Origin of the sequence: Pseudomonas sp. CM25, assembly GCF_013179705.1 — a bacterium.
Lineage (GTDB): Bacteria > Pseudomonadota > Gammaproteobacteria > Pseudomonadales > Pseudomonadaceae > Aquipseudomonas.
This window is the reverse complement of record NZ_JABMCW010000624.1, coordinates 1-1492: the sequence shown is the minus strand read 5'-3', so window position 1 is coordinate 1492 and position 1492 is coordinate 1. Positions and strand designations below refer to the sequence as shown.

Sequence of the window (1492 nt, the reverse complement as noted above, 5' to 3'; positions counted from 1 at the left end):
CGCTGGGCTACTGGACGGCGCACTGGCTGGATGTGGCCGCCGCAGCAGCCGACCCGGCACAGCGGACCAAGGCGTCTAAGCTGGCGGCCCTGCTGACGCCGATCGTCAAGGCGGCCTTCACCGACTACGGTTTCAGCCTGGCCAGCAAGGCCCTGCAGGTGTTTGGCGGGTATGGCTACACAGGCGAGTTCGGCATCGAACAGACCCTGCGCGACAGCCGCATCGCCATGATCTACGAAGGCACCAACGAAGTGCAGGCCAATGACCTGTTGCTGCGCAAGGTGCTGGGCGATGGTGGCGAAGGCTTCGCGCTGCTTCTGGAGGCACTGCGCGAGGAGGGCGATGCGCTGCGCAGGGTGTGCGACACGCTGGAGGACGTGCTTGCCAAGGTCATGCGTGCCGCGTCAGACGACCCCGAGTATGCATACCGTGCCGCGGGCGGCTTCCTGCAATTGTGCGCCACCGCCTTGCAAGCCTACGCCTGGGCGCGCACCGCGCGCTGCATCCAGGCACTGCCGCTGGATGCGCCGCAGCGGCTGGAAAAGCAGCAAAGCGTGGGGTTCTTCTTCAACTACCTGCTACCCGATTTCGACCGGCAGGTGGCGGCCGTCGAGGCGGCCGCAGCACCTTTGCCGTACATCAGCGAACCGTCCTGAAGCCCACGTGTGAAGTGGCGATGAACACCGGCTGTGGCTGCCGCGCCGACGGCCGGTAGCGCATGCAGCGGTCCGCCGAGCACAGGTGCGAGCCACCCTTGATCACCGCCACCTTCACGCCCGGTTCGGCAGGGTCCAGGCTTTGCGCCAGGCTGGGGCCGGGCGGATCCGCTTTGGCGTTGTCTTGCGCGGCATGGCCGGGCCGGTAACCGGTGCGGGTCAGCTCCCAGACATTGCCGCCGGCATCGAACAAACCAAAGCGGTTGGCCGGGAAGCAGCCTACCGGCGAGGTGCCGGTAAAGCCATCGGCAGCCGCGTTGTGGTATGGGAACTGGCCCTGCCAGGTATTGGCCATGAGCTTGCCCTTGGGCAGTTCCGTCGTGCCCCAGCTGAAGTCGGCATCCTGCAGGCCGCCGCGCATGGCGTATTCCAGTTGGGCCTCGGTGGGCAGCTTGCGCCCGGCCCAGCGGGCATAGGCCTGCGCATCCTCCAGCGCCACCTGCACCACCGGGTGGTTGTCCTGCGCTATCACGCTGCTGTCCGGGCCCAGCGGGTGGCGCCAATTTGCCCCGGCCACGAACTGCCAGCCAGGGCTGGGTACATCCGGGCCTTGCTGGAACACCATTGCCCCGGGCACCCGCAGGTGCTCGGGGAGGGTGGGGTCGTCCTCGGTGCTGATGCCCCGTTCGGCATGGGTGAGGTAGCCGGTGGCGGCCACGAAGCGGGCGAACTGCGCGTTGGTGACCGGGTGCACATCGATCCAGAAAGCCGACACCTTCGCCGCATGGGCCGGGCCTTCCTCGTCGTAGTAGCGGTCCGAGCCAAAGCTGAACCCG

At 67.5% G+C, this 1492-nt stretch carries 2 protein-coding genes; one reads left to right on the top strand and one right to left on the bottom strand.

What is annotated here, in order from left to right:
- On the top strand, positions 1-656 hold a 656-nt coding region (locus HP546_RS30130), incomplete at its 5' end, for an acyl-CoA dehydrogenase family protein (protein WP_172233503.1).
- Here the strand turns inward: HP546_RS30130 and HP546_RS30125 are convergent.
- On the bottom strand, positions 640-1492 hold an 853-nt coding region (locus HP546_RS30125), incomplete at its 5' end, for a formylglycine-generating enzyme family protein (protein ID WP_172233500.1). The genes HP546_RS30130 and HP546_RS30125 overlap by 17 nt on opposite strands.